Source organism: Agathobaculum faecis, from assembly GCF_014287995.1.
Taxonomy (GTDB): domain Bacteria; phylum Bacillota; class Clostridia; order Oscillospirales; family Butyricicoccaceae; genus Agathobaculum; species Agathobaculum ammoniilyticum.
Genome location: NZ_JACOPL010000081.1, coordinates 1 through 576 on the forward strand (window position 1 = coordinate 1; position 576 = coordinate 576).

At 52.8% G+C, this 576-nt stretch carries 2 protein-coding genes; both read left to right on the forward strand.

Annotated features, from left to right (window positions below):
• The first annotated feature begins 54 nt into the window (after positions 1-54).
• Positions 55-204, forward strand: coding sequence for an XkdX family protein (locus tag H8S45_RS15950; RefSeq protein WP_152959545.1), 150 nt, complete (start codon positions 55-57; stop codon positions 202-204).
• 1 nt (position 205) lies between these two features.
• Positions 206-576: hypothetical protein (locus tag H8S45_RS15955; RefSeq protein ID WP_186950630.1), on the forward strand; the 371-nt coding region annotated here is incomplete at its 3' end.

Sequence of the window (576 nt, forward strand, 5' to 3'; positions counted from 1 at the left end):
AGAACAGCTCCGCGCGGACGTGGACTTTATCGCGGCTATGACGGGGGTGGAGCTATGACAGTATTTGAAATGGCGCGGCATTATTACCCCAAGCTGTGGGACATTGGCCGGATAGACCAGCTTTACACGGCGGGGAAGCTCTCGGATGAAGAGTACGAACAGATTACGGGTAAGCAGTACGGGACAGGAAAAGGGGAGGTATAACGTGGCTACTGAAACAACAAAGCTGCACACTGAAAACAACTACATCCGCAAGTTTACGGGTGTGGACAGGTTCCATAACGCGGGATACTTTGGGGAGCGCGTCACGGCGGCTACCGGAGAGAACTGGAGCATCAAAAACTATAATCCGGATGATCTGGTCCTTATCCCGTTTGGAGATGGCTACGGCTGGGGTAATTTCTCGGGAGGACATGGCAGCAAGACAGCGGCAACATTCTTTCAGGTTGCGCCCAGATCACGGTTAGTCCAGCTTTCCAAAATCAGCAGGGCGAGGACAGGGAAGGACTGCTACTGCGGACTGGAGGATGATTGCCTGCCATATATCGAAGAATACGGCATTACCTCTGTGTTCTG

Excerpts from the sequence above, each read along its gene's own strand:
- H8S45_RS15950 (WP_152959545.1), top strand. The coding sequence starts at position 55 with ATGACAGTATTTGAAATGGCGCGGCATTATTACCCCAAGCTGTGGGAC.